Source organism: Subdoligranulum sp. APC924/74, from assembly GCF_003324125.1.
GTDB classification, from domain to species: domain Bacteria; phylum Bacillota; class Clostridia; order Oscillospirales; family Ruminococcaceae; genus Gemmiger; species Gemmiger qucibialis.
The window spans coordinates 1-21,032 of the sequence record NZ_PSQF01000052.1 but is presented as its reverse complement, the minus strand read 5'-3'; the positions used below and the strand labels follow the sequence as shown (position 1 = coordinate 21,032).

Below are 21,032 nucleotides of genomic sequence, written 5' to 3'. Positions count from 1 at the left end.
CATCCAGTATTATCTGCGCTTTTGGCTTAGCATCTGCCGCACCTCGCTCGCCGTATCGGCACTTAGAATTATGCGGTGTTGCCTTAAATCGCTTGCAGTTGGCATGGCAGTGTGGTAAGCTAATATGGATTTAATATGGTAGCGGTTATCTATGCTACCGTGCGGGCCGCTGCCTTTTCCCGCGCGGCAGCACAAATAAAAATGGGAGAAAACAATATAAGTTTATGAAGAATCGTGAACGGCTCGGAAGCCGGCTTGGCTTCATCATGCTGTCAGCCGGCTGCGCCATTGGCTGCGGCAATGTGTGGAAATTCCCCTGGATGTGCGGCCAGAACGGTGGCGGCAGTTTTATGCTGCTGTACATTATTTGTCTGGTCGTGCTGGGTCTGCCCGCCATGACGATGGAATTTTCCGTTGGGCGTGCAGCGCAGGCCAGCCCTATCCGCATGTACCAGAAGTTGGAAAAGCCCGGCTGCAAGTGGGGCATTTTCGGCATTGCCAGCCTGATTGGCAACATTGCCCTGATGGCATTTTACACCGTGGTGACCGGGTGGATCATCTATTATTTCGTCAAGTTCCTTACCGGCCAAAACGCAGATTTCGGATTTACCCAGATGATTACGAACCCCACGGTGAATGTGGTGTTTTTGCTGGTGACCGTTGTGGTAGCATTTGCCATTTTAAGCTTTAACCTGCAGGGCGGGCTGGAGCGCATTACCAAATATATGATGCTGGCCCTGTTGGTGCTGATGCTGGTGCTGGCGGTGCACAGCCTGCCCCTGCCGGGCGCGGCAGAAGGCTTGAAATTTTACCTGGTGCCGGATTTTGGAAAGATCGATGGCAGCGTTGTGGTGGGCGCCATGAACCAGGCGTTCTTTACCCTTTCCGTTGGCATGGGCGGCATGGCGATTTTTGGCAGCTACATTGAAAAAGAACACTCCCTGATGGGGGAATCCGTCCACATTATTGTGCTGGATACTTTGGTTGCGGTGCTGGCCGGCATCATCATGTTCCCCGCCTGCTTTACCTATGGGCTGGAAGTGAACGCCGGGCCCAGCCTGCTGTTTGATACCATGGCTACCGTGTTCAACAACATGACCGGGGGCCGCTGGTGGGGCACGCTATTCTTTTTGTTCATGGTGTTTGCCGCACTTTCCACCGTGTTGGGCGTGTGCGAAAACATCCTTGCCATGGTGCGGGAGCTGACCGGGTTAAGCCGCCCCAAGGGCGCTTTGCTGTGTGGCGTGGTCATCTTTCTGTTGGCGCTGACCACCGCGCTGGGCTACAGTGTACTGCATTTCCAGCCGTTTGCCGCGGGCACGGCCTGGCTGGATCTGTGGGATTTCATTGTTTCCAATAACATTTTGCCGCTGGGTTCACTGGTATTGGCGCTGTTCTGCTGCAACTCTTTCGGTTGGGGGTGGGACGCTTTTGTTCAGGAGGCCAACACCGGCAAAGGCTTAAAAGTGCAGCCCTGGATGAAGCCGATCTTCCGTTTTGTGGTGCCCGCCGCCATTGCGTTCATTTATATTTACGGCATGGCAACTTTTGCATGGAATTGATTCCCCCGCTTTTTATAAAACCTTATGGCAATACCGCACAATTCCCGCCTAACGGCTCAAGCACCGCTCCGGCAGCTGCGGCACGGCATCTGCGTTGCCAAAATGCTCGATAAGACATCCAGTATTATCTGCGCTTTTGGCTTAGCATCTGCCGCACCTCGCTCGCCGTATCGGCACTTAGAATTATGCGGTATTGCCCTTATCTTTCCCTGCAGGCAGTGTGGCGGCGTTCCGTCATTCTGCCTGCTTCTTTTTGCCCAATTTGGCGGGAATACCAAAATCTCCGTTTAACATTGCGCTTTCGCCACCCGGATGTTAAACTGTTAACAAGAGTATGCCGCGATAAACACATGTAAGGAGCACCCCCATGGACAACGTGAAAATTCTGGAAGTAAAACAGAGCATTTTTGCTTCCAATGATGAACAGGCCGCCCAGCTGCGGCAGAGCCTGAAAGAGAAAAAGATCTTTCTGCTGAATTTGATGAGCGCACCGGGCAGCGGCAAAACCACCACCCTGCGCAGCACCATTGCCGCGCTGAAAGATGAGCTGCGCATCGGTGTGATGGAAGCGGACATTGATTCCGATGTGGACGCCAAAGCCATTGCCGCTGCCGGGGTAAAAGCCATCCAGCTGCACACCGGCGGCATGTGCCACCTGGATGCCGAGATGACTCGCCAGGGGCTGGAGGGCCTTGGCCCCCAGGATGTGGACCTTGTGGTGCTGGAAAACGTGGGCAACTTGGTCTGCCCGGCAGAGTTTGACACCGGTGCGGTGAAAAACGCGATGATCCTATCCGTGCCCGAAGGGGACGATAAGCCATTGAAGTACCCCCTGATGTTTCAGGTGTGCGACGTGGTTCTTATCAACAAAATTGACGTTTTGCCGTATTTTGATTTCGATATGGACAAATGCCGGGAATATATCGCCATGCGCAACCCCAACGCAAAGGTCATCCCCATCTGCGCCAAAACCGGCGAGGGCATTGCCGAATGGACCGATTGGCTGCGGGAGCAGGTGAAAGCGTGGCAGGCATAAGGGCACAGCAAACCCGGACCGCCTGCAAAGCAATGCAAACGAAGCATAACATGCACAGAGCAATAAAAGGAGCAAGCCATGAGCGAACCGACCGCTTTCCCACTGGACGAAAGCAAGCTGCCATTCAAGATCCCCAAGGACACAAAGCCGCGGGAAAAAATTATGAAGCTGGGGCAGATGATCACCGACCGTGTGCCCGCCAAGCTGCGCCGCCTGACGGTGGAGGACCCCGAATATTGGGGTCTGGCCAGCATTGTGACTGACGAAATGGCCGATGTTGCCCTGAAAATGAAGGTGCGCCAACCAATGACCCTGCCGGAACTGGAAAAAGCCACCGGCAAACCCGCCAAAGAGCTGGAGCCCCTGCTGTATCAGATGAGCTGCGTTGGCCTGTTGGAATACAACTGGGAGAACCCCCGCCGCGAAAAACAGTACATTCTGCCCATGTTTGTGCCCGGCAGCGCCGAGTTCTTTAACATGAACAAACAGCAGATTGCCGACCACCCCGAAGTGACCGCCTTTTTTGAGCGGATGACCTTTTTGCCGCTGGAACACATTACCGCCATGGTGCCCCCAGGCGGCGCAGGCATTGGCATGCACGTGATCCCGGTCGAAAAAGCCATCGAGACCGAAAACCACTCGCTGGATATCGAACACATCTCCCACTGGCTGAAAAAATACCAGGGCAAGTATGCCGCCGGCCCCTGTTCCTGCCGTATGTCCCGCGCCGCCATGGGCGAAGGCTGCGGCGATGACCCGGATGACTGGTGCATCGGCGTGGGCGATATGGCGGACTATCTGGTGGAAACCAACAAGGGCCATTATGTGACCTATGACGAAGTGATGCGGATCTTGCAGAAAGCCGAGGACAACGGCTTTGTGCACCAGATCACCAATATTGACGGCGAGAACAAGATTTTTGCCATCTGCAACTGCAATGTCAACGTCTGCAACGCCCTGCGCACCAGCCAGCTGTTCAACACCCCCAACATGAGCCGCTCGGCTTACGTTGCCAAAGTGGAACCGCAAAACTGCGTTGCCTGTGGCCGCTGCGTGGAGTTCTGCCCCGCCGGTGCCGTTAAGCTGGGCCAGAAGCTGTGCACCAAAAACGGCCCGGTGCAGTACCCCAAGCAGGAACTGCCCGACACTGTAAAGTGGGGCCCCGAAAAATGGGCGGTGGACTACCGCGATAAAAACCGCATCAACTGCTATGATACCGGCACCGCCCCCTGCAAAACCGCCTGCCCCGCCCACATTGCGGTGCAGGGCTACCTGAAAATGGCCGCGCAGGGCCGCTACCGCGATGCACTGGCGCTGATCAAAAAGGAGAACCCCTTCCCCGCCGTGTGCGGACGCATCTGCAACCGCCGGTGCGAGGATGCCTGCACCCGCGGCACCGTGGACCAGGCAGTGGCCATTGATGCCGTGAAAAAGTTTGTGGCCCAGCAGGACCTGAACGCCGCCCACCGCTATGTTCCGCCGGTGGTGCAGCCCTCTTTGCAGGGGCCGTGGCCGCAAAAAATTGCAATCATCGGCGGCGGCCCGGCCGGGCTTTCCTGCGCGTACTTCCTTGCGCTGCAGGGCTACCGCCCGACTGTATTTGAGAAAAACGAACACCCTGGCGGCATGCTGCGGTACGGCATCCCCAGCTTTAAGCTGGAAAAAGATGTGATTGATGCGGAAATTGACATCCTGCGGGAGCTGGGTGTTACCATCCGCTGCGGTGTGGAAGTTGGCAAGGACGTTACCCTTGCCCAGCTGCGCGCCCAGGGGTACAAGGCGTTCTATCTCGCCATCGGCTGCCAGGGCGGCCGCACAGCAGGGGTTCCCGGCGAGGACGCTGCGGGCATCCAGACCGCCGTTGCGCTGCTGCGCACTGTGGGCGGGGACGAAAGCCACAAAATGACCGGCAAAACCGTGGTGATCGGCGGCGGCAATGTTGCCATTGATGCCGCCCGCGTTGCCCTGCGCTGCGGGTCCAGCGATGTAACGATGGTCTGCCTGGAACCGCGGGAAAAGATGCCCGCTTCCGCTGAAGAGATCGCCGAGGCGGAGGAAGAGGGCACTGCCATCCGCTACGGGTACGGCCCCAAGGAATTTTTGACAAAGGACGGCCATGTGTGCGGCGTGGTGCTGAAAAGATGCACCGGCCTGTACGATGCCGAGGGCCGCTTTGCCCCCACCTATGATGAAAGCGTGACGATTACCCTGCCGTGTGACAATGTTGTGCTGAGCATTGGCCAGTGCATCCAGTGGGGCAACCTGCTGGATGGCGAAGCCGTGCAGCTTGGCCGCGGCCAGGGCGCTGTGGCCGATGCCATGACTTACCAGACTGCCCAGTCGGATATCTTTGTGGGCGGCGATGTGTACACCGGCCCGCGCTTTGCTATTGATGCGATTGCCGCAGGCAAGCAGGGCGCCATCTCCATCCACCGTTTTGTGCAGCCCAACACCAGCCTGACCATTGGCCGCAACCGCCGCGATTTTTATGAGCTGGATAAAACCAATCTGGCCCTTGGCGATTATGACCGCGCACCCCGCCAGGCAGCCGGAATGGATGATGCCATCGACGCGCACCGTTCTTTCCGGGATGCCCACCTGACCCTGACCGAAGCGCAGGTAAAAACCGAAACAGCCCGCTGCCTGGGCTGCGGTGCCAGCGTGGTGGACCCCAACAAGTGCATTGGCTGCGGCGTTTGTACCACCAAGTGTGAATTCGATGCCATCCACCTGCACCGCGACCTGCCCGAATGCAGCACCATGGTGCGGTCGGAAGATAAGTTCAAGGCCATTCTGCCTTACATGGCAAAGCGCGAAGTGAAGATCCGCTTTGGGAAAAAGGATAAGTAAATGCACGAACTTGGCATTGTGTTCCACATCATCCGCACGGTGGAGGATGTGGCCAAAGAAAACCACGTTGCCCGCATCCAGCGGGTAACACTGCAATTAGGCGAGGTTTCCGGCGTGGTGGAAAGCTACCTGCAGGACTGCTGGAAATGGGCCGCCGCCAAATCAGAGATTTTGCCCGGTGCCGCGCTGACCGTGGAGCAGATCCCCGCCATTACCCTGTGCGAAGACTGCGGCCAGCAGTACCCCACCGTGCCCCATGGCCGCACCTGCCCCCACTGCCAAAGCCCCCATACCCACCTGCTGCAGGGCAACGAGATGATGATCAAAGAAGTGGAAGCCGTGGAGCCGGAGACATCCGAAGCTTCCGGCTGAGAAAAATTTCCCGCACAGGCTGCGTTATGCGGCCTTGTGCGGGGATTTTTTTGTATCTGCGGGCGGTTTATGCTATACTTGAAACTGGTATTGTGAAAACGGAAAGGATGAACCATTCCCCATGCGGCAGATCGACTTTGAACACGGCGGCATTGCACAAAACATCTTGAAAGCAGCACTGCCCATGTTGGTGGCGCAGGTGCTGAACCTGCTGTATAACATTGTGGACCGCATTTATATTGCGCGCATCCCGGATATCGGCACGGCGGCGCTGGGCGCGGTGGGGCTTTGCTTCCCCATTATTGTCATTATTACGGCGTTCAGCAATTTGTTCGGCAGCGGCGGCGCACCGTTGTTCGCCATCGCCCGCGGCAGCGGGGATAAGGCCCGTGCCGGGCTGATTTTGAACCTGGCCTGCACGCTGTTGTTGTGCTGCGCCGGTGTATTGATGGTCATTGGCCTGCTGTTTGCCCGGCCCATTCTGGTCTTATTCGGTGCTTCGCCGGAAGCATTGCAGTATGCGCTGCCGTACCTGATGCTGTACTTGCTGGGCACCTACCCTTCCATGCTCACAACAGGGCTGAACCCATTCATCAATGCGCAGGGCTATGCCACAGCCGGTATGCTCAGCGTAGTGATCGGCGCAGCGGCCAACCTGGTGCTGGACCCGGTGTTTATCTTTGTGTTGGGCATGGGCATCCGCGGCGCGGCGGCTGCCACGGTGCTTTCGCAGCTGCTTTCGGCGGCGTTTGTGGTGTATTTCCTGCGCTGCAAGTCGGAATACCGCGTGCAGCCGCTGCCCTTGCGTCAGCTGCCCGCCAACAGGCGCTGCATCGGCGATATCGTCAGCCTTGGCACAGCGGGCTTCATCATGCAGCTGACCAACAGCGTGGTGACGATCTGCTGCAACAATGTGCTGTCCGTGACCGGCGGCGATGTGTACATCTCGGTCATGACGATCATTTCCAGCGTGCGCCAGATGGTGGAAACGCCGATTTATGCCATTACCGAGGGCTCTTCCCCCATTATCAGCTACAATTACGGCGCACGCCGCCCCCGCAAGGTGCTGCGCGCCGCCGTCTCCATGGCCCTGATGGCTTTGGTATACACCCTTACGATCTGGGCGGTCATTCTGTTGGCACCGCACTTCCTCATCTCCATTTTCAGCAGCGATCCCACCCTGCAGGCGGATACCATCCCCGCCATGAAGCTGTATTTTTCCACCTTTGGTTTTATGCTGCTGCAATATGTGGGCCAGACAGTGTTCAAATCGCTGAACAAGCGCCGCCACGCGGTGTTTTTCTCGCTGCTGCGCAAGGTCATCATTGTGGTGCCGCTCACCTACCTGCTGCCTTATGCTTTTGGCATGGGCACCGACGGCGTGTTTGCTGCGGAGCCGGTTTCCAACGTGATCGGCGGCAGTTTGTGCTTTATTGTAATGTTGATTACCGTTTTGCCGGAGCTGAAACGGATGGATCGGGAGGATGCGAAGACAGCAAGATAGCAGAGTTGGCCGTGCAAAGCCTTTTACAAAAGGTGCTTTGTGCAGGGGCCGGTTGGCGGGTCATTTCTTTGCAGTGTTTTTGTCGATATATCGTTTGTAACGTATGTTTACTTTACGCTTTAGAAGTACGTACAAGCGCATATTCTTATTTTGTTTCAAACGGTTTTCCCACTTTCAATAAGCAGAAGAAATAAAGGCAATACCGCATAATTCTAAGTGCCGATACGGCGAGCGAGGTGCGGCAGATGCCGTGCCGCAGCTGACGGAGCGGTGCTTAAGCCGCAAGGCGGGAATGGTGCGGTGTTGCCTAAAGAAAAAACTCTCCCTCGGCGGCCAGATATACGGGATCAAACCGGCATGGCCAGAGGGAGAGTTTTATTTTTATCTGGTAGTGTTATCGGGACAGCAAGCATCGTCCCCTACAAACACTTTTCACGCTTGCGGCATGATAGAATGATATTGTCTTGCTCTTTTAGCCGCTTATTCCGCCACGGTTCTATCCAGCATAGCCGTTATCCCCTCCGCCAGCTGTTCGGCGGCCTGGGTTGTTGTCAGCTCTCCGTTGCTGCAGGCAGTCAATACGGCGGCGTACAAGCCGTCCGGCACAGCGGCCAGAGCCGGGCTTTCAAATGTGGGGTCAAGTGGGAAATCCACAAAAGCCATCATGCGGTTGTTGGCTTCCACCACCAGCGGGTTCACCAGGCCTGCCGCTGTGGCAGCCGCACGGCCAGTGGCGGAATCCGGCAAACCGCAGGCAGTGCCCATGATAGAAGCACCCATATCCTCGTTCAGCAAAAAGTTGACCAGAATCGCCGCTTCTTTCGGGTGCTGGCAGTTGCTGTTGATGGCAAGGGCCAGATATACTTTAGAAAATCCGCCGTTGGCCTGCCCGCCAAAGGCGATCTCATCCCCTACCAAAAAGCCGCTGGCATTTTTTAACGCACTGCGGTAGGTTTCGGCGTCGGCATCCCAGGCAAAGGTACCGGCGTACTGGCCGTTCTGCCACATGGGGGTCTGGTCCAGCGTCCCGTTTGTCTGCTGGGCGGCAAGGGTGGGCATAACATGGTTTTCTTCCAGCGCCTGCAAAAATTCCAGTCCGGTTTTGATCTCGTCTGCCGAATATTGCAGCTGGCGATCCACCACCCACGCTTTGCCAGTGGTAGATTCCAGATAACTGACCATCAGGTTCATGCGGGCGGCTGCATCCATGGCCAGGGGGTAATATTCCTCCCCCAGCACCTCGCGGAAGGTGTTGCCTGCGGTCAGCAGCTCCTCATAGGTTTTGGGCGCATCGATCCCTGCCTGTTCAAAAGTACAGGTGTTCCAATAAAAAATGCGGCCTATCACCGACATTGGCACAGCCAGCAAAGCGCCATCCACTGTGCAGGCATCCAGCGCACTCTGGCTGAACTGCTCCAGATCGATCACATCGCTATATTCGTTCAGGTCAACAAACTGGTCAGCATTTTGGCCTGGCCAGGTCCAGTCCACCTGCATCACATCGGCGGTTTGATCCTCGTCAGCGGTGGTGCCGTAGATGGTTTCTACAGTAATATATTGCAGTTTTGCCTCAAATGCCTGGATGGCCTGCTGGTAGGTTTCGGTGCGGGCATCGTCCCCCCACCAGCTCATGGTCAGGGTAACGGGTTCCGGCTGAGTGGATGCCTGTCCGGGGGCAGACTGCTGCGCCGTGCCGCAGGCGGCCAGCTGCAATGCCAGTGCGCCAACCAGCGCAAGGGCTGCGGCGTTTGCTGTTGTTTGGTTCATCGGGTTCCCTTTCTTGCAGTTGCCTGCAATGTGGATTTGCGGTTACCCCTATTATAGCGGATTCCAGTTTTTCTGTCACGGGTTGGGCGGATAATTTTGGGGGCAATTTTGCGGCATGGGAAAGGTTGGTATAAATTGTCAAGTTTGTAACGCCCCCGCCGTGGAGAAACCTTACCGCAGTACAAATATGCAATACCCCAATCCCCATATGTAAGAGATAGCGTCCTTGGCCGCCCTACGGATAGCAAAAGGGCCGCAGGCGCTTTTGCTGCCTGCGGCCCTGCCCGTGGGCGGACGGAGCGCCCCGCGGGGATACTTTTGAATATTAACAGCGGCTTACGGCCGCCAAACAGGCATTTTGCCGCTGTATATCATCACTTTACCACAGTCACATTCTCGGTGTCCTGCCAGCAGAAATCCTGATCGAACCACGGGTCCATAGAGCTGTCTTTGCGGATAACGACATCCTCGCAGCGGATGCTTTTGCCATGTACGCAGGTAAAGCCATTCACTTTTCCGGGAATCATGCCGGGCACCTCGCTGGGGCGCAGGTCCCAATGGTCAATGGGCCATGCGGTCTGCTTGCGGATGTCCACCCGGATGTGGCGGAACGAGATATCTTCCAGGCTGTTGCCCTCGCTTCCGTGCAGGAAAATGCCGTTTTCGCCGCTGCAGTTAATGTTTTCAAAATGTACATTGCGGATATGCCCCGCCCTGTTGCCCTGTTTGCGGTCCACCGCCGTCACACAGATGGCTTCGGCTTCGCCCCACCACTGGTCAGAGAACATGCGGGTGTTGATGTGCAGGTTGGCAAAGGTCACGTTTTCAATGTTGCCGCCATCACGCAGCATCAGAGAGATGCCGCGGTTGGTGCGGGAGATAACGCAGTTGGTGACAGTAATATTGCGGAAGTCCGAAACGCTCTCGGTGCCAAACTTGATAGCGGCACTGGTGGAGGTCAGCGTACAGTTGGAAACCACAATGTTCTCACACGGGCCAAGATCTGCATTTTTCTCAGTGGTCTTGAACACGATGCAGTCATCGGCGGATTCAATATGGCAATTGTTGATGCGCACATTGCGGCAGTGGTCGGGATCAATGCCGTCGCAGTTGACCATTTTCAGGTTATTCAAAATGCGGATGCCATCGATCAGCACATCCTGGCAGCCCACCATATGCACGGTCCAGAACGCGCTGCGGGTCAGGGTGACTTCACGGATGGTCAGGTGCTGCACACCTTTCATCAGCAGCATGGGAATGCGCGGGTAATAGGTTCCCTCAATAAAGTTATGATCGATCTCGCCGTAAAAGTTTTCTTCGGAGCCATCGATTACGCCGCTGCCGCTGATGCAGACATCCTCGGCATCCTTAGCCATAATGAAATAATTCTTCGGTTCACCGTCATATTCGCAGTTTTCATAAGAGGGCACTTTGAGCGATGTATCGCGGTAATGGTCGCGGTAGGCAGCTTCCACTTCCAAGAAGTCCTCTTTGTTTTCGCTGGCTTTCAGGCGGGAGCCGTGCTCCAGGTGCAGCTCCACATGGCTGTGCAGCAAAATGGAACCGCATTTGTAAATATGGCCGCCCGGCACCAGCACTCGGCCGCCGCCGGCTGCCGCGCAGGCATCAATGGCTTTCTGGATGGCAGGGCCATCGTTTGTGGTGCCATCACCCACGGCACCATATTGCAAAATATCATAAATCATGATTGGCCTCCTTGGGGAGTATTCATGGTGTATCAGCTGGGCCGAAAGCCCAGATAATCTTCACAGGTAATCGTTGTTTTTCATTTTTCGATACACCTTAGAAGCTATTTTTTGTCATCATTGCGCACCGGCTTTATCTGGTGCGCAATGATGATAAAACAGCTTCTTAAGGCAATACCGCATAATTCTAAGTGCCGATACGGCGAGCGAGGTGCGGCAGCTGCCAAGCCAAAAGCGCAGATAATACTTTGTGTCTTATCGAGCATTTTGGCAACGCAGATGCCGTGCCGCAGCCGCCGGAGCGGTGCTTAAGCCGTAAGGCGGGAATTGTGCGGTGTTGCCTTAAATTTCGCAGAGCTTACCCGGCTCTGCAACGCGCACCTTGCCATCGGCCACAAACCAGATGGGCTGTGCCGACGGGTTATACAGCCGCTTGCCGTCTGCACTTTCGCGCGTGCTGCGCAGCGCGGTCAGGTAATCTGCAATCTGGCCATTGGTGGCATACCAGATATCCTGTGCGCCGTGCAGCTTTTCTGCCAGCTGCTCCATCAGGGGCCAGGTGTTTTCGCGCTCAAATTCAAAGCTGTGGCCCCAGATATAAAACAGCGGCATTTTTTCATATCCCGGAACATGCAAAAACTTTTCTGCGCGTTCCAGCAGTTTATCATTGTGGTGGCAGGTGGGTTTCCAGCGCAGCAGCTCCTGCGGCAGGGCAAAACTTCCGGTGCTTTCCACCGTGCGGCTGTACTGGATGCCCATGGCGCACAGCGCTTCCACCTGTTCGGGGTAGTATTCGCCAAAGGCATAGCTCATGCCCTGCACAATACCGCCGGTCAGTTCTTCCAACGTCAGGCGGTCCTGCCACACTTCCCGCAGCCATTCAGTCTGGTTCATCTGGCGCGGGTGGCGGTGGGTCACGCCATGGCAGGCAATTTCGTGCTCGGCGTACAGGGTAGGCAGCTCGGCCTTTTGCACATAGCCGTCCTTATCCAGGTTGCCGGAGTTCAGGTGGAAGGTTCCCTTGAAGCCCGCCTGGTTAAAAATTTCGATCAGGCGGCGGTCATATACCTGGCCGTCATCATAACTGAACGTAATGGCTTTGGCCAGCCCACCGGGATACAGGTATTCCATCGTGTTCGCTTCCTTATTATATAATGTTTATTGCGGCGTCACCTGGGCGGGGTCTGCATCCGGCAGGTAGCGGGCCGTGCCCAGAATATTGCCATCCAGGTCGGTGGTAATGCGCAGGCCGGGGCCAGCGGTGAACACCTTGCGGCCATCCACAAAGGCTTCCGCCTCGTGACCACTGTTCACGATCTCCCAGCTGCGGCCGTTCAGGGCTTGGGTATAGCGGCATTCCAGCGGGCAGGTGCCCCACACCACGGTATCCCGCACCAGGCTTACGCCGTACATGCGGGCGGTGTATTCCAGCACCGAGAGCATAGCCGGGCCGTAAGCATCCTGCGGGGGCTGGCCAGGTTCACAGATGACCGAAGGTTCGCCGGTAAAGGGGTCATACTGCTGCACAAAACGGCATTGGGGGCCAATGGCCTGCATCAGCTTTTGCCCCAGTTGGGGAATCAGCTCATACATGCCGTAATTTTCCAGCGCACGGATGGCACGCTGATAGGTCAGCGCTTCAGCCTGGCCGCTCCAGTTGTTGGTGGTCACGTTGCGGAACAGCGGGTCGTTGGCGGCCACGCTGGGCAGCGGCATTTTGGTCCAGAACTCCTGCGGGTTCAGCAGGTGCTCCTTGACAAAGCGCTCCGCCAAAGCATCCGGCAGGCTGTGCCAATACATGCAGCGCAGCGTGTTGTGGATCAGGGTGGGCATCTGGTTGTGGTTTTTGTCGCGGTCAAACATCGCGCCGCGGGCATCGTCCCACAGGTAGCTCACCATCTTGTCCTGCACGGCTTTGGCCTTGGCGGCCCACTGGGCCTGTGCCTCGGCATCGCCGCTGATTCGTGCAATTTCCGCCAATGTTTCGCGGCAGGCATATGAGTAGCTCATCACATCCATCGAGGCAATGGGCACCGCTGTGCAGCCTTGGGGCGGGTTTTCCTCCTCCCACGGGTCGGGGGCATCGGCGTAACGCATGGCGTGGTCTTCGCCGGTATCGTACTTGCACCAAGTCTCCAGGCAGCCGTCCCCATCGGAATCGCGTACACGCCACAGGTAGGCGTCAAACGCTTCCAGCGTTTTTGCCAGCTGGGCCAGGTATTCGGCATCCTTGCCGCCCAGATAGTAAAGATCCAGCGCCGGTTCCGGGAAGCAGAAGCCCTGGAACTTGTTGAACTGCGGCACCACTTTGCCATCAATCACCGCAATGCTGCCGGGAATCCGCCCGTCCGCACGCTGGTGGCGCATAAACATCAGGCTGTTGTTCAGGCCGGTGGCAAAATCACGGCTGGCATACATTGCGCCGCCCATGGGCTGGGTTTCCAGCCAGATTTTTTCATAGCCGCCGCCCTCAACCAGAACGGGGTCGCCGCCAAAGTTTTTAATGTTCAGGCGGCACTTTTCTTCCGCCTGTTTGACCAGTTGGGAAAGCAGCGGGTCTTTGGTTTCAAACCGGACGCCGGTGTTTGCCTGCATCATGGGAGCTCACCTCTCAAAATGTACGTTCAGATAATCAAAATCGGCATGATTATGCAGCCCTGCCATATCGTGGGCATACACACCCACATGCGCCCCGGTAAAACCGCGGCAGTGCTCGTCCGTCAAAATATCGGTGGGGCAGGCCGGGCCGATGGACTGCCACTCCCCCTGCGGCTGGCGGTAATAGAACTGCGCCATGCCGCCGTCCGGGGTGGTGGTCAGCTTAAAGTCCAGCGTGCCATCCGGCACGGGAACAGGGTCGCACACATCTTCCACCACACCAGTATCGCTTTTTAACAGTTCCAGCACCGGGGTACCATCCTCGGCGCAGGTCTTGCCCAGCAGGTAGAAGTTCATGCTGTCATAACAGTAGGTAAAACCGGCCATCTGCTCCGGGCAGACGGGGGTAAAGTCCATGCGGGTCTCGGCCTGCATTTCGTGCTCCTGCTGGCGGCGGGCCACCAGGGTGACATGGTGCAGCGAGTTCATGGATTCCTGCCCGGTCAGCCGCAGCCAGCCGGGGCGGACGGTCAGGTTCACACAATCGCCCAGCGGGGTGCGCGGCGTAGCATAGCCGGGGGCAAGGGCCGGAACGTCAAAGTCATCCTGTTCCGCCATTGCGGGCAGCTCCACTTCTGGCAAATCTTTTGGGGCGGGCACGGCGTTTTGGGCAATTTTTCCGCCGCAGGCCAGCCGCGGCCAGCCATCCTGCCAGGTGATTTTTTGCAGCGCTGTTTCGCGCCCCAGCAGGCTGCCGCGGGCAGAGTTCGGGCGGGAGCACAGGTGTGCCATGTACCATTCACCGTTCTGCGTTTCCACAAAGGAACCGTGGCCGCATTTCTGGATGGCGGTCAGATCGTTCTGATCCGAAGTCAGCAACGGGTTGTCCGGCATTGTCTCATAGGGGCCGAACACGTTGTCCGACCGCGCAATCGTGACACAATGGGAGTACCCAGTACCACCTTCGGCCACAACCAGATAGTACCAGCTGCCAATGTGATAGATGCGGGGACCTTCGGTGCAGCCGATGCCGGAGCCGCTGTATACCTTGCGGCGTTCGCCCAGCAGGGCACCGGTTTCGGGGTCCATCTGCTGCACCAGCACGCCTTTGAAGCCGTTGATCATATTGACCAGGTAGCACTTACCGTCGGTATCATGCAGCAGCGAAGGGTCGAATCCGATGCTGTTCAAGTACACCGGCTGGCTCCACGGCCCTGTGATGGAAGCGGCACGGCTCATATAGTTATGGGTGTTGTACCAACGGCCCTTTTTGGTGGTCACGTTGGTGACAAGCAGGTAGTAATACTGCCCATCCCAGCTCAGGTCCGGGGCCCAGATACCGCCGGAGTTGGGGTCCCCCCGCAGGTCCATCTGGCCGGGTTCGCGCAGCGGGCTTGGCAGCTGCTCCCAGTGGGCCAGGTCTTTGGAATGGTACAGGTTGACACAGGGCCACCATTCAAAGGTGGATGTGGCAATGTAATAATCGTCCCCGGTGCGGATCATGCAGGGGTCCGGGCAAAAGCCGCGCAGGATGGGGTTCTGGATGGTTTTCATACAAACATCAGCCTTTCAGGCCGCTGGTGCCAATGCCCTGAACCAGATAGCGGTTGAAGAACAGGAAGATCAGGAACACGGGGATCAGCGAAAGGGTGGACATAGCAAACATTGCGCCGTAGTCCGTGGTGGAAGCAGAGTCGGCAAACAGTTTGATGGCGATGGATACAGTATACGACTGCGGGCGGCTCAAGTAAAGCAGGGGGCCCATGTAGTCGTCCCACTTCCAGTAGAACTGAATGATAACAGTGGTTACGATGGAGGGTTTCATCAGCGGCAGGATGATGCGGCTGTAAATCTGGTATTTGCTGCAGCCGTCAATGGTAGCGGCTTCGTCCAGATCCTTGGGGATGCCCTGCATAAACTGCATCATCTGGTAGATAAAGAACGCCTGGCCGCAGAAGTAAGGCAGGATCAGGGGTACATAGCCGGGAACCAGACCCAGGCGATAATAAATCAGATACTGGGGAATCATGATGACCTGGGTGGGCAGCATCATGGTGACCAGCATGCAGGTGAACCAGAACTTGCGGCCGCGGAACCGCACACGGGACAAAGCATATGCCACCAGAGAAGAGCTGATGACGGTGCCGAACGTTGCGATAACCGTGATAAAGATGGAGTTTGTAAAGAAGGTTGCAAAGGTGGTGCCGCCAAAGCCTTTCCAGCCGGTGGCATAGTTTGTCAGCTTCAGCTCTTTCGGGATCAGGGACAGGGTGCCGCGCAGAATTTCGGCGTTGCCCTTGAACGAGCCGCTGATCATCCACAATACGGGATAAACCATCATAAAGCCGAACAAAATGACAAATGCGTGATACAGTACTTTGGTGACTGCTTTTCTGTTATGCATAACCGTACTCTCCTTCCCTGCTTAGTTTGCTTCGCTGAACACCCAGAACTTGGATGTTTTGAAGATGATGAACGTGATAAGGCCCATAACCACCAGCATAAACCAGGACATGGCGCAGGCGTAACCCATATCATTGTACTTGAAGGCCTGGTTGTAAACGTACAGGGCGTACAGCATGGTGCTGTTGTTGGGGCCGCCGTTGGTGATGATCATAGCCTGGGTGAATGCCATGAAAGCAGAGATAGTCTGCATAATCAGGTTATACAGAATGATGGGAGACAGGCAGGGCAGCGTGATGCGGAAGAAGCTCTGGTATCCACGTGCGCCGTCGATCCTGGCAGCTTCATAATAGCTGACAGGGATTTCTTTTAAGCCAGCGGCAAAAATAATCATCGAAGAGCCAAACTGCCAGACGGACATCAAAATCAGCGGGTAAAGCGCCAGTTTCTGGTTGCCGAACCAGTTGATGGTGCTCATGTCCATGTTGGCCAGCACGCTGTTGAACAGACCTTTGCGGGCAAACAGCTGTTTCCACACCAGGGCAACGGCCACACTGCCGCCAACCAGGGATGGCAGGTAGTACAGTGAACGGTAGAACGTAACCATGCGGCTGGGCCGGGTGAGCAGGTACGCCACCAGCAAAGCGAAAGTCAGCTTGAGCGGCACAGAGATCAAAACGTATTTTAAGGTGATGGCCAGAGATTTCAGGAAAACCTCGTCCTGGAACAGGCGCAGGAAGTTCTTGAACCCGATAAATGCTGCGGTTTTGGAGCCGAGCGAGTAGTTGGTGAATGCATAATAAAAGGAAATGCACACCGGAATCAGTGAAAAGCAGACAAAACCAAAGATAAACGGGAACGCAAACACATGGCCGACGGTATTATCTTTGTTCATGAACCTTTTCAGTGCCGAGGTGGAAGTTTGACCTTTCACGAAAGAATACCTCCCTTTCAAAAAGGGCGGGCACAGCCCTTTCTTCCTGACCGTGCCCGCCCGGAGCATTATGAATTTGTGTTAAAACTTACTTAGTGAACAGTGCAGCTGCATCGTCATAGGTCTTCTGGGCAGCTTCTTCTGCGGTGATCTGGCCGTCAACAACCTGCTGGATGTAGTTGCGGTAGTTATCAACAACCTCGTCCTGGCCGTCGGGGCTCAGCACGTTGACCTTGTCCGGCATCTTGAACTTAGAAACCTTGTCCATGAAGTCGTACATGATCTGCTGGCCTTCGGTAGCGTTGGCAGACAGGGTCTCACGAACGGTAGCGTTTACAGGAATGCCGCGCTCGCCCTGCAGGATGTTGTTGCAGTCGGGGTCATTTTCGAACCAGCTGATGAACTTAGCAGCTTCTTCTTTCTGCTGGCTGTCCTGAGAGACGCAGAGCATCTGAGAGGACTGGATGACAGCACCGGAAGGGCCATCGCTGGTGATGCGGGGCAGAGTTGCCAGCTTGAGGGTGCGGCCCTGCTCCTGGCAGACGTTGTACATGGTCGGGAACTGGTTGGCAGCAACCCAAGCCATTGCAGCTTCGCCGGTTACCAGGAAGTCGTTTTCGATGTTGGTGATCTCAGCGGAAGCACCGGCATCGGGGTAAACCTCGTTCTTGATGGAGTCAGCACGCATCTGGATGTAGGGGGTCAGCATCTGGGGGTCATCGAAGCCCATGCCGGTCAGATCCAGGTTAAAGAAGCTGTACTGGCCAACATCGCCATACTGTGCAACGTAAACGGAGCAGCCAGCGATGAATTCAGAGGTCAGCATGGAGGAGCAGCCGTAAATGCCAAGCTTTTCATGGATGGTGTTGGCAGCGTTTGCGTAGTCATCCCAGGTCCAGGTATCGGTGGGCTCGGCAACGCCGGCTTCAGCGAACATGTCGGGATCGTAAGCAATGCCGTAAGAGTTCAGGCCGTTGGAGATACCCAGCTGATGGCCCTCAGTATCCTGAGTGGTCTTCAGGTTGGCATCGCCGATGCCGGAAACATCCACAACACCGGAAGCGATGTAGTCATCCAGCGGATAGATCTTGTCCATGTACATGGGGAAGTTGCCGCCCAGCTGGAAAATGTCCCACACCTGGTCAGAAGCAACCAGGGTCTTGAGCTTGGTGAAATAGTCATCAAAGGAGTAATACTCATACTCGATCTTTACGTTCGGGTGCAGGGATTCATACAGCTCGATGGCCTTGATGGTGCGGTCATGGCGGTCCTGAGAACCCCACCATGCCATGCGCAGGTCAACTTCTTCATCGCCGGTGGAAGCAGCGTCTGCAGTAGAGGATGCAGTGCTTTCGGCAGTGGAGGAAGCGGTGCTTTCAGCGGCGGAGGAAGAGGCGGTGCTGCCGCCGCAGGCTGCCAGGCTTACGCACATAGCGGCGGCCATTGTGGCTGCAATAATTTTCTTTTTCATATGGTGTTCTCCTTAATGTCAAGCAGTGGAACGGCGGCTGGGCAAGCGATGAACCAGCTTTGCCGTTAACATTTTTTATTCAGGCGGTGTGCACCCCGTCTTTCTTTCAACACTGTCATTATACCTGCTGGAAAGCACCGAAAATACTAAAAAAATATGCAGTTTTTGCTACAAAACACAGTTTTCTTGACTTTCCCCAAAAACAGTGTATTATATATATCCATAATACATAAACCAATTTTCGCCAATTTATGCACAATGCTAAAAGTTACAACTTTACGAAAGGACGTCTTTGCCAATGAGTCCCGAACGCGAACCGATGGAGAACGACTCCAACTCCCGCACGGCGGAAGAATTGGAGCAGCAAACTGTTGATGTTTATGTAGAGCGTGCTCTGCACGGCCCGGTGTTCCGCATGTCTTACGAGCACACCCACACTTATTGCGAAATTTTTTACCTGAAAAGCGGCACCTGCACCTACACCGTCAACCAGGGCCAGTGGCACCTGGAAGCGGGCGACCTGTTTATTGTGGCTGCGGGCGACCCCCACAGCACCCGCTACGAGGGCAAAACCAGCTGCGAGCGCATTATCGTGTTCTGTAAATCAGATGTACTTGCCGGCATGATGCGTGGCGACCCGACCGAAGTACAGCAGGCGCTGGAGCGTTCCTGCAAGGTGATCCTGAACGCCGAGACCCGCACGATGGTAGAAGCTCTTTTGGACCAGATGCTGCTGGAAAACGACCTGCCGCGCAAATATTCGGAGCAGGTGCTGGAGCTGGAATCGCTGCATCTGGTGCTGCTTTTGCTGCGGAATGGCATTTTCAGCCATGAAACCATGTCTCCCAAAGAGGGCTACAGCGCCGACATTGAGCGCGCGCTGAAATACATTGCACTGAATTACCAGCAGCCCTTAACGCTGGAGGAAGTGGCCGGATACTGCAACCTGAGCCCCACCTATTTTTCCCGCAAGTTCAGGCTGATCACCGGGCAGACGTTCAAAGAGCATGTGAATTACATCCGGCTGCGCCAGGCCACCCAGATGCTGTTGATGACAGATAACTCCATCACCAAAATTGCCATGCTGTGCGGCTTTGGCAGCAGCAACTATTTCAAGGATCTGTTCCGCGCCAGCACCGGGCGTTCCCCCCGTGAATACAGAAAGCACTCCGGGCTGCCCATCCACCCCCACCTGCGGGATAACGGGTAACGCACGGAGTGCCGTAACCAAACCGTATTTTATTGTGCAGTTATTCCAGCGTCATGCCATATTTATCAAAAATGCGGTTGAACAAAAAGGCGTTGCAATAGCTCGCCAGCCCCGGCGCCACCAGCAGCACCGGCCAGAATACAAAAACGCCCACGGCAAAAAATGCTACCGTAACCATCAGCGCGGCCAGAACAGGCATTACATTGCGCAGTGCCATGGCAATGCCCATCTTGAACAGCGCGCCGATGGTGTTATCGCACCGGGCAACCAGCGGGAACAGCATGGTGATAAACAGCGCCCAACAGGCCAGCAGCACTACGCTGGTAAAAAACATTGCCCCCGCAAACACCGAACTGGTCTGCAGACAGATCACCAGATCCAGTACCAGCAGGATGCCAACCGCCAGGTACCCCACCCACAGCGCGGTTGCCTGCTTGAGGTTCTGCTTAAAAGAATGGAAAAACGCGGGAATGAGCTGGCCTTCCTGCCCGCGGGCCATCTTTAAGGTAACGTAATACAGCGCCGTTGTGGCCGCACCCGCCGTTACCACCGGCAGGCAGCAGAGATACCACAGGCAGGACAAAAGGAAAAAATCCGCCAAATTGCCGATAAACTTCCAGATTGGATTTTCGAGACTGAAAAATTTCATGATGTGCCCTTCCTGTTGTTGGCTGCATGGTCAGGGGGGCTCCCCTGCCGCTTGCGGCCATTTTTGCTTTTGTAGGGCATGGTACCACAAAAAAAGAGAGCCTGCAAGACCCGGCAGGAAGAAAGGCTGAAAAAATTTGGCGGCATGTTCAGCAGGAAGCGCTATCAAAAAAGTCTGCAATAAAGGCTGCCGCCTGCTTTCCCACGGTGTTATAGGTGCTCTGGTGGTATAAAAAACATGGTTGATTCTGCGTTTCAAACACCTATGTAAAGAGATTTTGACGGTGGTTGGAAAGTAAACTTGATCGTATTTTTGCGGAAATGTGTTATAAAGAATATACAGAAGAAAGGAACAAATGCGATGTACATAAGTAAACGACTAAAAGAACTGAGAACCGTAAGCGGTTTTAGCCAAGAAAAACTTGCGGAGCTCCTCGATGTTTCAAGGCAAACAATTTCAAGTTGGGAAAATGAAAGGAGCTATCCTGATGTTCACAATCTAATTATGCTCTGCGACATTTATTCCGTTTCTTTGGATGACCTTATGAAAGGAGATATAGAAACGATGAAAAAAGAAGTGGCCAACACAACTCTAAATAAATCCCCCCAAGATGCAATACAACTGATCCAAAGCGGCCTGGTTATGATTATAGGACTGCTTATTGCGGTAACTGGTCTTATCATTACGCTAAATGGTGGAAGTACCCTATGGGGATACGGATTGATGATTATTGGTGCTGCCCTTGCTTGCTTCTTTGCCTTTTATGCTGATTATCTAAAACGCAAAAATAAGATACAGACATATAAGGAATTGAGTGATTTTTACGATTATTCCATGAAGTTACTAAATCAAGACAATCATTAGGAAGCAAAAACTATGGAATTATTTGTTAGGGCAATACCGCATAATTCTAAGTGCCGATACGGCGAGCGAGGTGCGGCAGATGCTAAGCCAAAAGCGCAGATAATAC

General features: G+C 55.3%; 16 protein-coding genes. 7 read left to right on the top strand and 9 right to left on the bottom strand.

Annotated elements, in window-relative coordinates; translation table 11 throughout:
- Positions 1 to 224 precede the first annotated feature (224 nt).
- The 5 genes from C4885_RS11265 to C4885_RS11245 all read left to right on the top strand — a co-directional run bounded on the left by C4885_RS11265 (position 225) and on the right by C4885_RS11245 (position 7,324).
- A complete protein-coding gene (locus C4885_RS11265) occupies positions 225 to 1,562 on the top strand; it encodes a sodium-dependent transporter (protein WP_114000430.1) in 1,338 nt (445 codons plus the stop codon).
- 367 nt (positions 1,563 to 1,929) lie between these two features.
- Complete coding sequence (gene hypB, locus C4885_RS11260; protein WP_114000429.1) at positions 1,930 to 2,598, top strand: hydrogenase nickel incorporation protein HypB; 669 nt, start codon at positions 1,930 to 1,932, stop codon at positions 2,596 to 2,598.
- 78 nt (positions 2,599 to 2,676) lie between these two features.
- Positions 2,677 to 5,448 carry an FAD-dependent oxidoreductase gene (locus C4885_RS11255; protein WP_114000428.1) on the top strand — a complete coding sequence of 924 codons (2,772 nt, stop codon included), beginning with the start codon at positions 2,677 to 2,679 and terminating at the stop codon, positions 5,446 to 5,448.
- Positions 5,449 to 5,820: a hydrogenase maturation nickel metallochaperone HypA gene (locus C4885_RS11250; protein ID WP_114000427.1), complete on the top strand. Its 372-nt coding sequence runs from the start codon at positions 5,449 to 5,451 to the stop codon at positions 5,818 to 5,820.
- 121 nt (positions 5,821 to 5,941) lie between these two features.
- Positions 5,942 to 7,324 (top strand): MATE family efflux transporter, encoded by a 1,383-nt coding sequence (locus C4885_RS11245; protein WP_114000426.1) that lies wholly within the window; start codon positions 5,942 to 5,944, stop codon positions 7,322 to 7,324.
- A gap of 480 nt (positions 7,325 to 7,804) precedes the next feature.
- Here the strand turns inward: C4885_RS11245 and C4885_RS11240 are convergent, their stop codons facing one another.
- From C4885_RS11240 to C4885_RS11205, 8 genes are all read right to left on the bottom strand, one after another.
- A complete protein-coding gene (locus C4885_RS11240) occupies positions 7,805 to 9,091 on the bottom strand; it encodes an ABC transporter substrate-binding protein (protein ID WP_114000425.1) in 1,287 nt (428 codons plus the stop codon).
- A 374-nt stretch (positions 9,092 to 9,465) separates the two neighbouring features.
- Positions 9,466 to 10,797 carry a glycoside hydrolase family 28 protein gene (locus tag C4885_RS11235; protein WP_242979575.1) on the bottom strand — a complete coding sequence of 444 codons (1,332 nt, stop codon included), beginning with the start codon at positions 10,795 to 10,797 and terminating at the stop codon, positions 9,466 to 9,468.
- A gap of 342 nt (positions 10,798 to 11,139) precedes the next feature.
- On the bottom strand, positions 11,140 to 11,928 hold the full coding sequence (locus C4885_RS11230) for a polysaccharide deacetylase family protein (protein ID WP_114000424.1): 789 nt from the start codon (positions 11,926 to 11,928) through the stop codon (positions 11,140 to 11,142).
- A 27-nt stretch (positions 11,929 to 11,955) separates the two neighbouring features.
- Entirely contained in the window at positions 11,956 to 13,395 is a 1,440-nt protein-coding gene (locus C4885_RS11225) for a trehalase family glycosidase (protein WP_242979569.1), read from the bottom strand.
- A 6-nt stretch (positions 13,396 to 13,401) separates the two neighbouring features.
- Positions 13,402 to 14,949 (bottom strand): glycoside hydrolase family 43 protein, encoded by a 1,548-nt coding sequence (locus C4885_RS11220; protein ID WP_114000423.1) that lies wholly within the window; start codon positions 14,947 to 14,949, stop codon positions 13,402 to 13,404.
- Between the two features lie 7 nt (positions 14,950 to 14,956).
- The gene (locus C4885_RS11215) at positions 14,957 to 15,799 is read right to left on the bottom strand and encodes a carbohydrate ABC transporter permease (protein WP_114000422.1); all 843 of its coding nucleotides are present in this window, start codon (positions 15,797 to 15,799) and stop codon (positions 14,957 to 14,959) included.
- A gap of 21 nt (positions 15,800 to 15,820) precedes the next feature.
- A complete protein-coding gene (locus C4885_RS11210; RefSeq protein ID WP_333559401.1) occupies positions 15,821 to 16,732 on the bottom strand; it encodes a sugar ABC transporter permease in 912 nt (303 codons plus the stop codon).
- 88 nt (positions 16,733 to 16,820) lie between these two features.
- Positions 16,821 to 18,203, bottom strand: a complete 1,383-nt coding sequence (locus C4885_RS11205) for an ABC transporter substrate-binding protein (RefSeq protein WP_114000420.1) — start codon at positions 18,201 to 18,203, stop codon at positions 16,821 to 16,823.
- A 298-nt stretch (positions 18,204 to 18,501) separates the two neighbouring features.
- Between C4885_RS11205 and C4885_RS11200 the strand changes: the two genes are divergently transcribed.
- Positions 18,502 to 19,413: an AraC family transcriptional regulator gene (locus C4885_RS11200; protein ID WP_114000419.1), complete on the top strand. Its 912-nt coding sequence runs from the start codon at positions 18,502 to 18,504 to the stop codon at positions 19,411 to 19,413.
- Positions 19,414 to 19,453: 40 nt separating this feature from the next.
- On the opposite strand, the gene C4885_RS11195 is transcribed toward C4885_RS11200, so the two are convergent.
- Positions 19,454 to 20,062, bottom strand: a complete 609-nt coding sequence (locus tag C4885_RS11195; RefSeq protein ID WP_114000418.1) for a YesL family protein — start codon at positions 20,060 to 20,062, stop codon at positions 19,454 to 19,456.
- A gap of 300 nt (positions 20,063 to 20,362) precedes the next feature.
- On the opposite strand from C4885_RS11195, the gene C4885_RS11190 reads away from it, so the two are divergent.
- Positions 20,363 to 20,926 (top strand): helix-turn-helix domain-containing protein, encoded by a 564-nt coding sequence (locus C4885_RS11190; protein WP_147237827.1) that lies wholly within the window; start codon positions 20,363 to 20,365, stop codon positions 20,924 to 20,926.
- Positions 20,927 to 21,032 lie beyond the last annotated feature (106 nt).

Coding starts and splice junctions, on each gene's coding strand:
- C4885_RS11205 (WP_114000420.1), bottom strand. CDS start 18,203: ATGAAAAAGAAAATTATTGCAGCCACAATGGCCGCCGCTATGTGCGTA.
- C4885_RS11230 (WP_114000424.1), bottom strand. CDS start 11,928: ATGGAATACCTGTATCCCGGTGGGCTGGCCAAAGCCATTACGTTCAGT.
- C4885_RS11250 (WP_114000427.1), top strand. CDS start 5,449: ATGCACGAACTTGGCATTGTGTTCCACATCATCCGCACGGTGGAGGAT.
- hypB (WP_114000429.1), top strand. CDS start 1,930: ATGGACAACGTGAAAATTCTGGAAGTAAAACAGAGCATTTTTGCTTCC.
- C4885_RS11235 (WP_242979575.1), bottom strand. CDS start 10,797: ATGATTTATGATATTTTGCAATATGGTGCCGTGGGTGATGGCACCACA.
- C4885_RS11215 (WP_114000422.1), bottom strand. CDS start 15,799: ATGCATAACAGAAAAGCAGTCACCAAAGTACTGTATCACGCATTTGTC.
- C4885_RS11255 (WP_114000428.1), top strand. CDS start 2,677: ATGAGCGAACCGACCGCTTTCCCACTGGACGAAAGCAAGCTGCCATTC.
- C4885_RS11200 (WP_114000419.1), top strand. CDS start 18,502: ATGAGTCCCGAACGCGAACCGATGGAGAACGACTCCAACTCCCGCACG.
- C4885_RS11195 (WP_114000418.1), bottom strand. CDS start 20,062: ATGAAATTTTTCAGTCTCGAAAATCCAATCTGGAAGTTTATCGGCAAT.
- C4885_RS11240 (WP_114000425.1), bottom strand. CDS start 9,091: ATGAACCAAACAACAGCAAACGCCGCAGCCCTTGCGCTGGTTGGCGCA.
- C4885_RS11220 (WP_114000423.1), bottom strand. CDS start 14,949: ATGAAAACCATCCAGAACCCCATCCTGCGCGGCTTTTGCCCGGACCCC.
- C4885_RS11225 (WP_242979569.1), bottom strand. CDS start 13,395: ATGATGCAGGCAAACACCGGCGTCCGGTTTGAAACCAAAGACCCGCTG.
- C4885_RS11245 (WP_114000426.1), top strand. CDS start 5,942: ATGCGGCAGATCGACTTTGAACACGGCGGCATTGCACAAAACATCTTG.
- C4885_RS11265 (WP_114000430.1), top strand. CDS start 225: ATGAAGAATCGTGAACGGCTCGGAAGCCGGCTTGGCTTCATCATGCTG.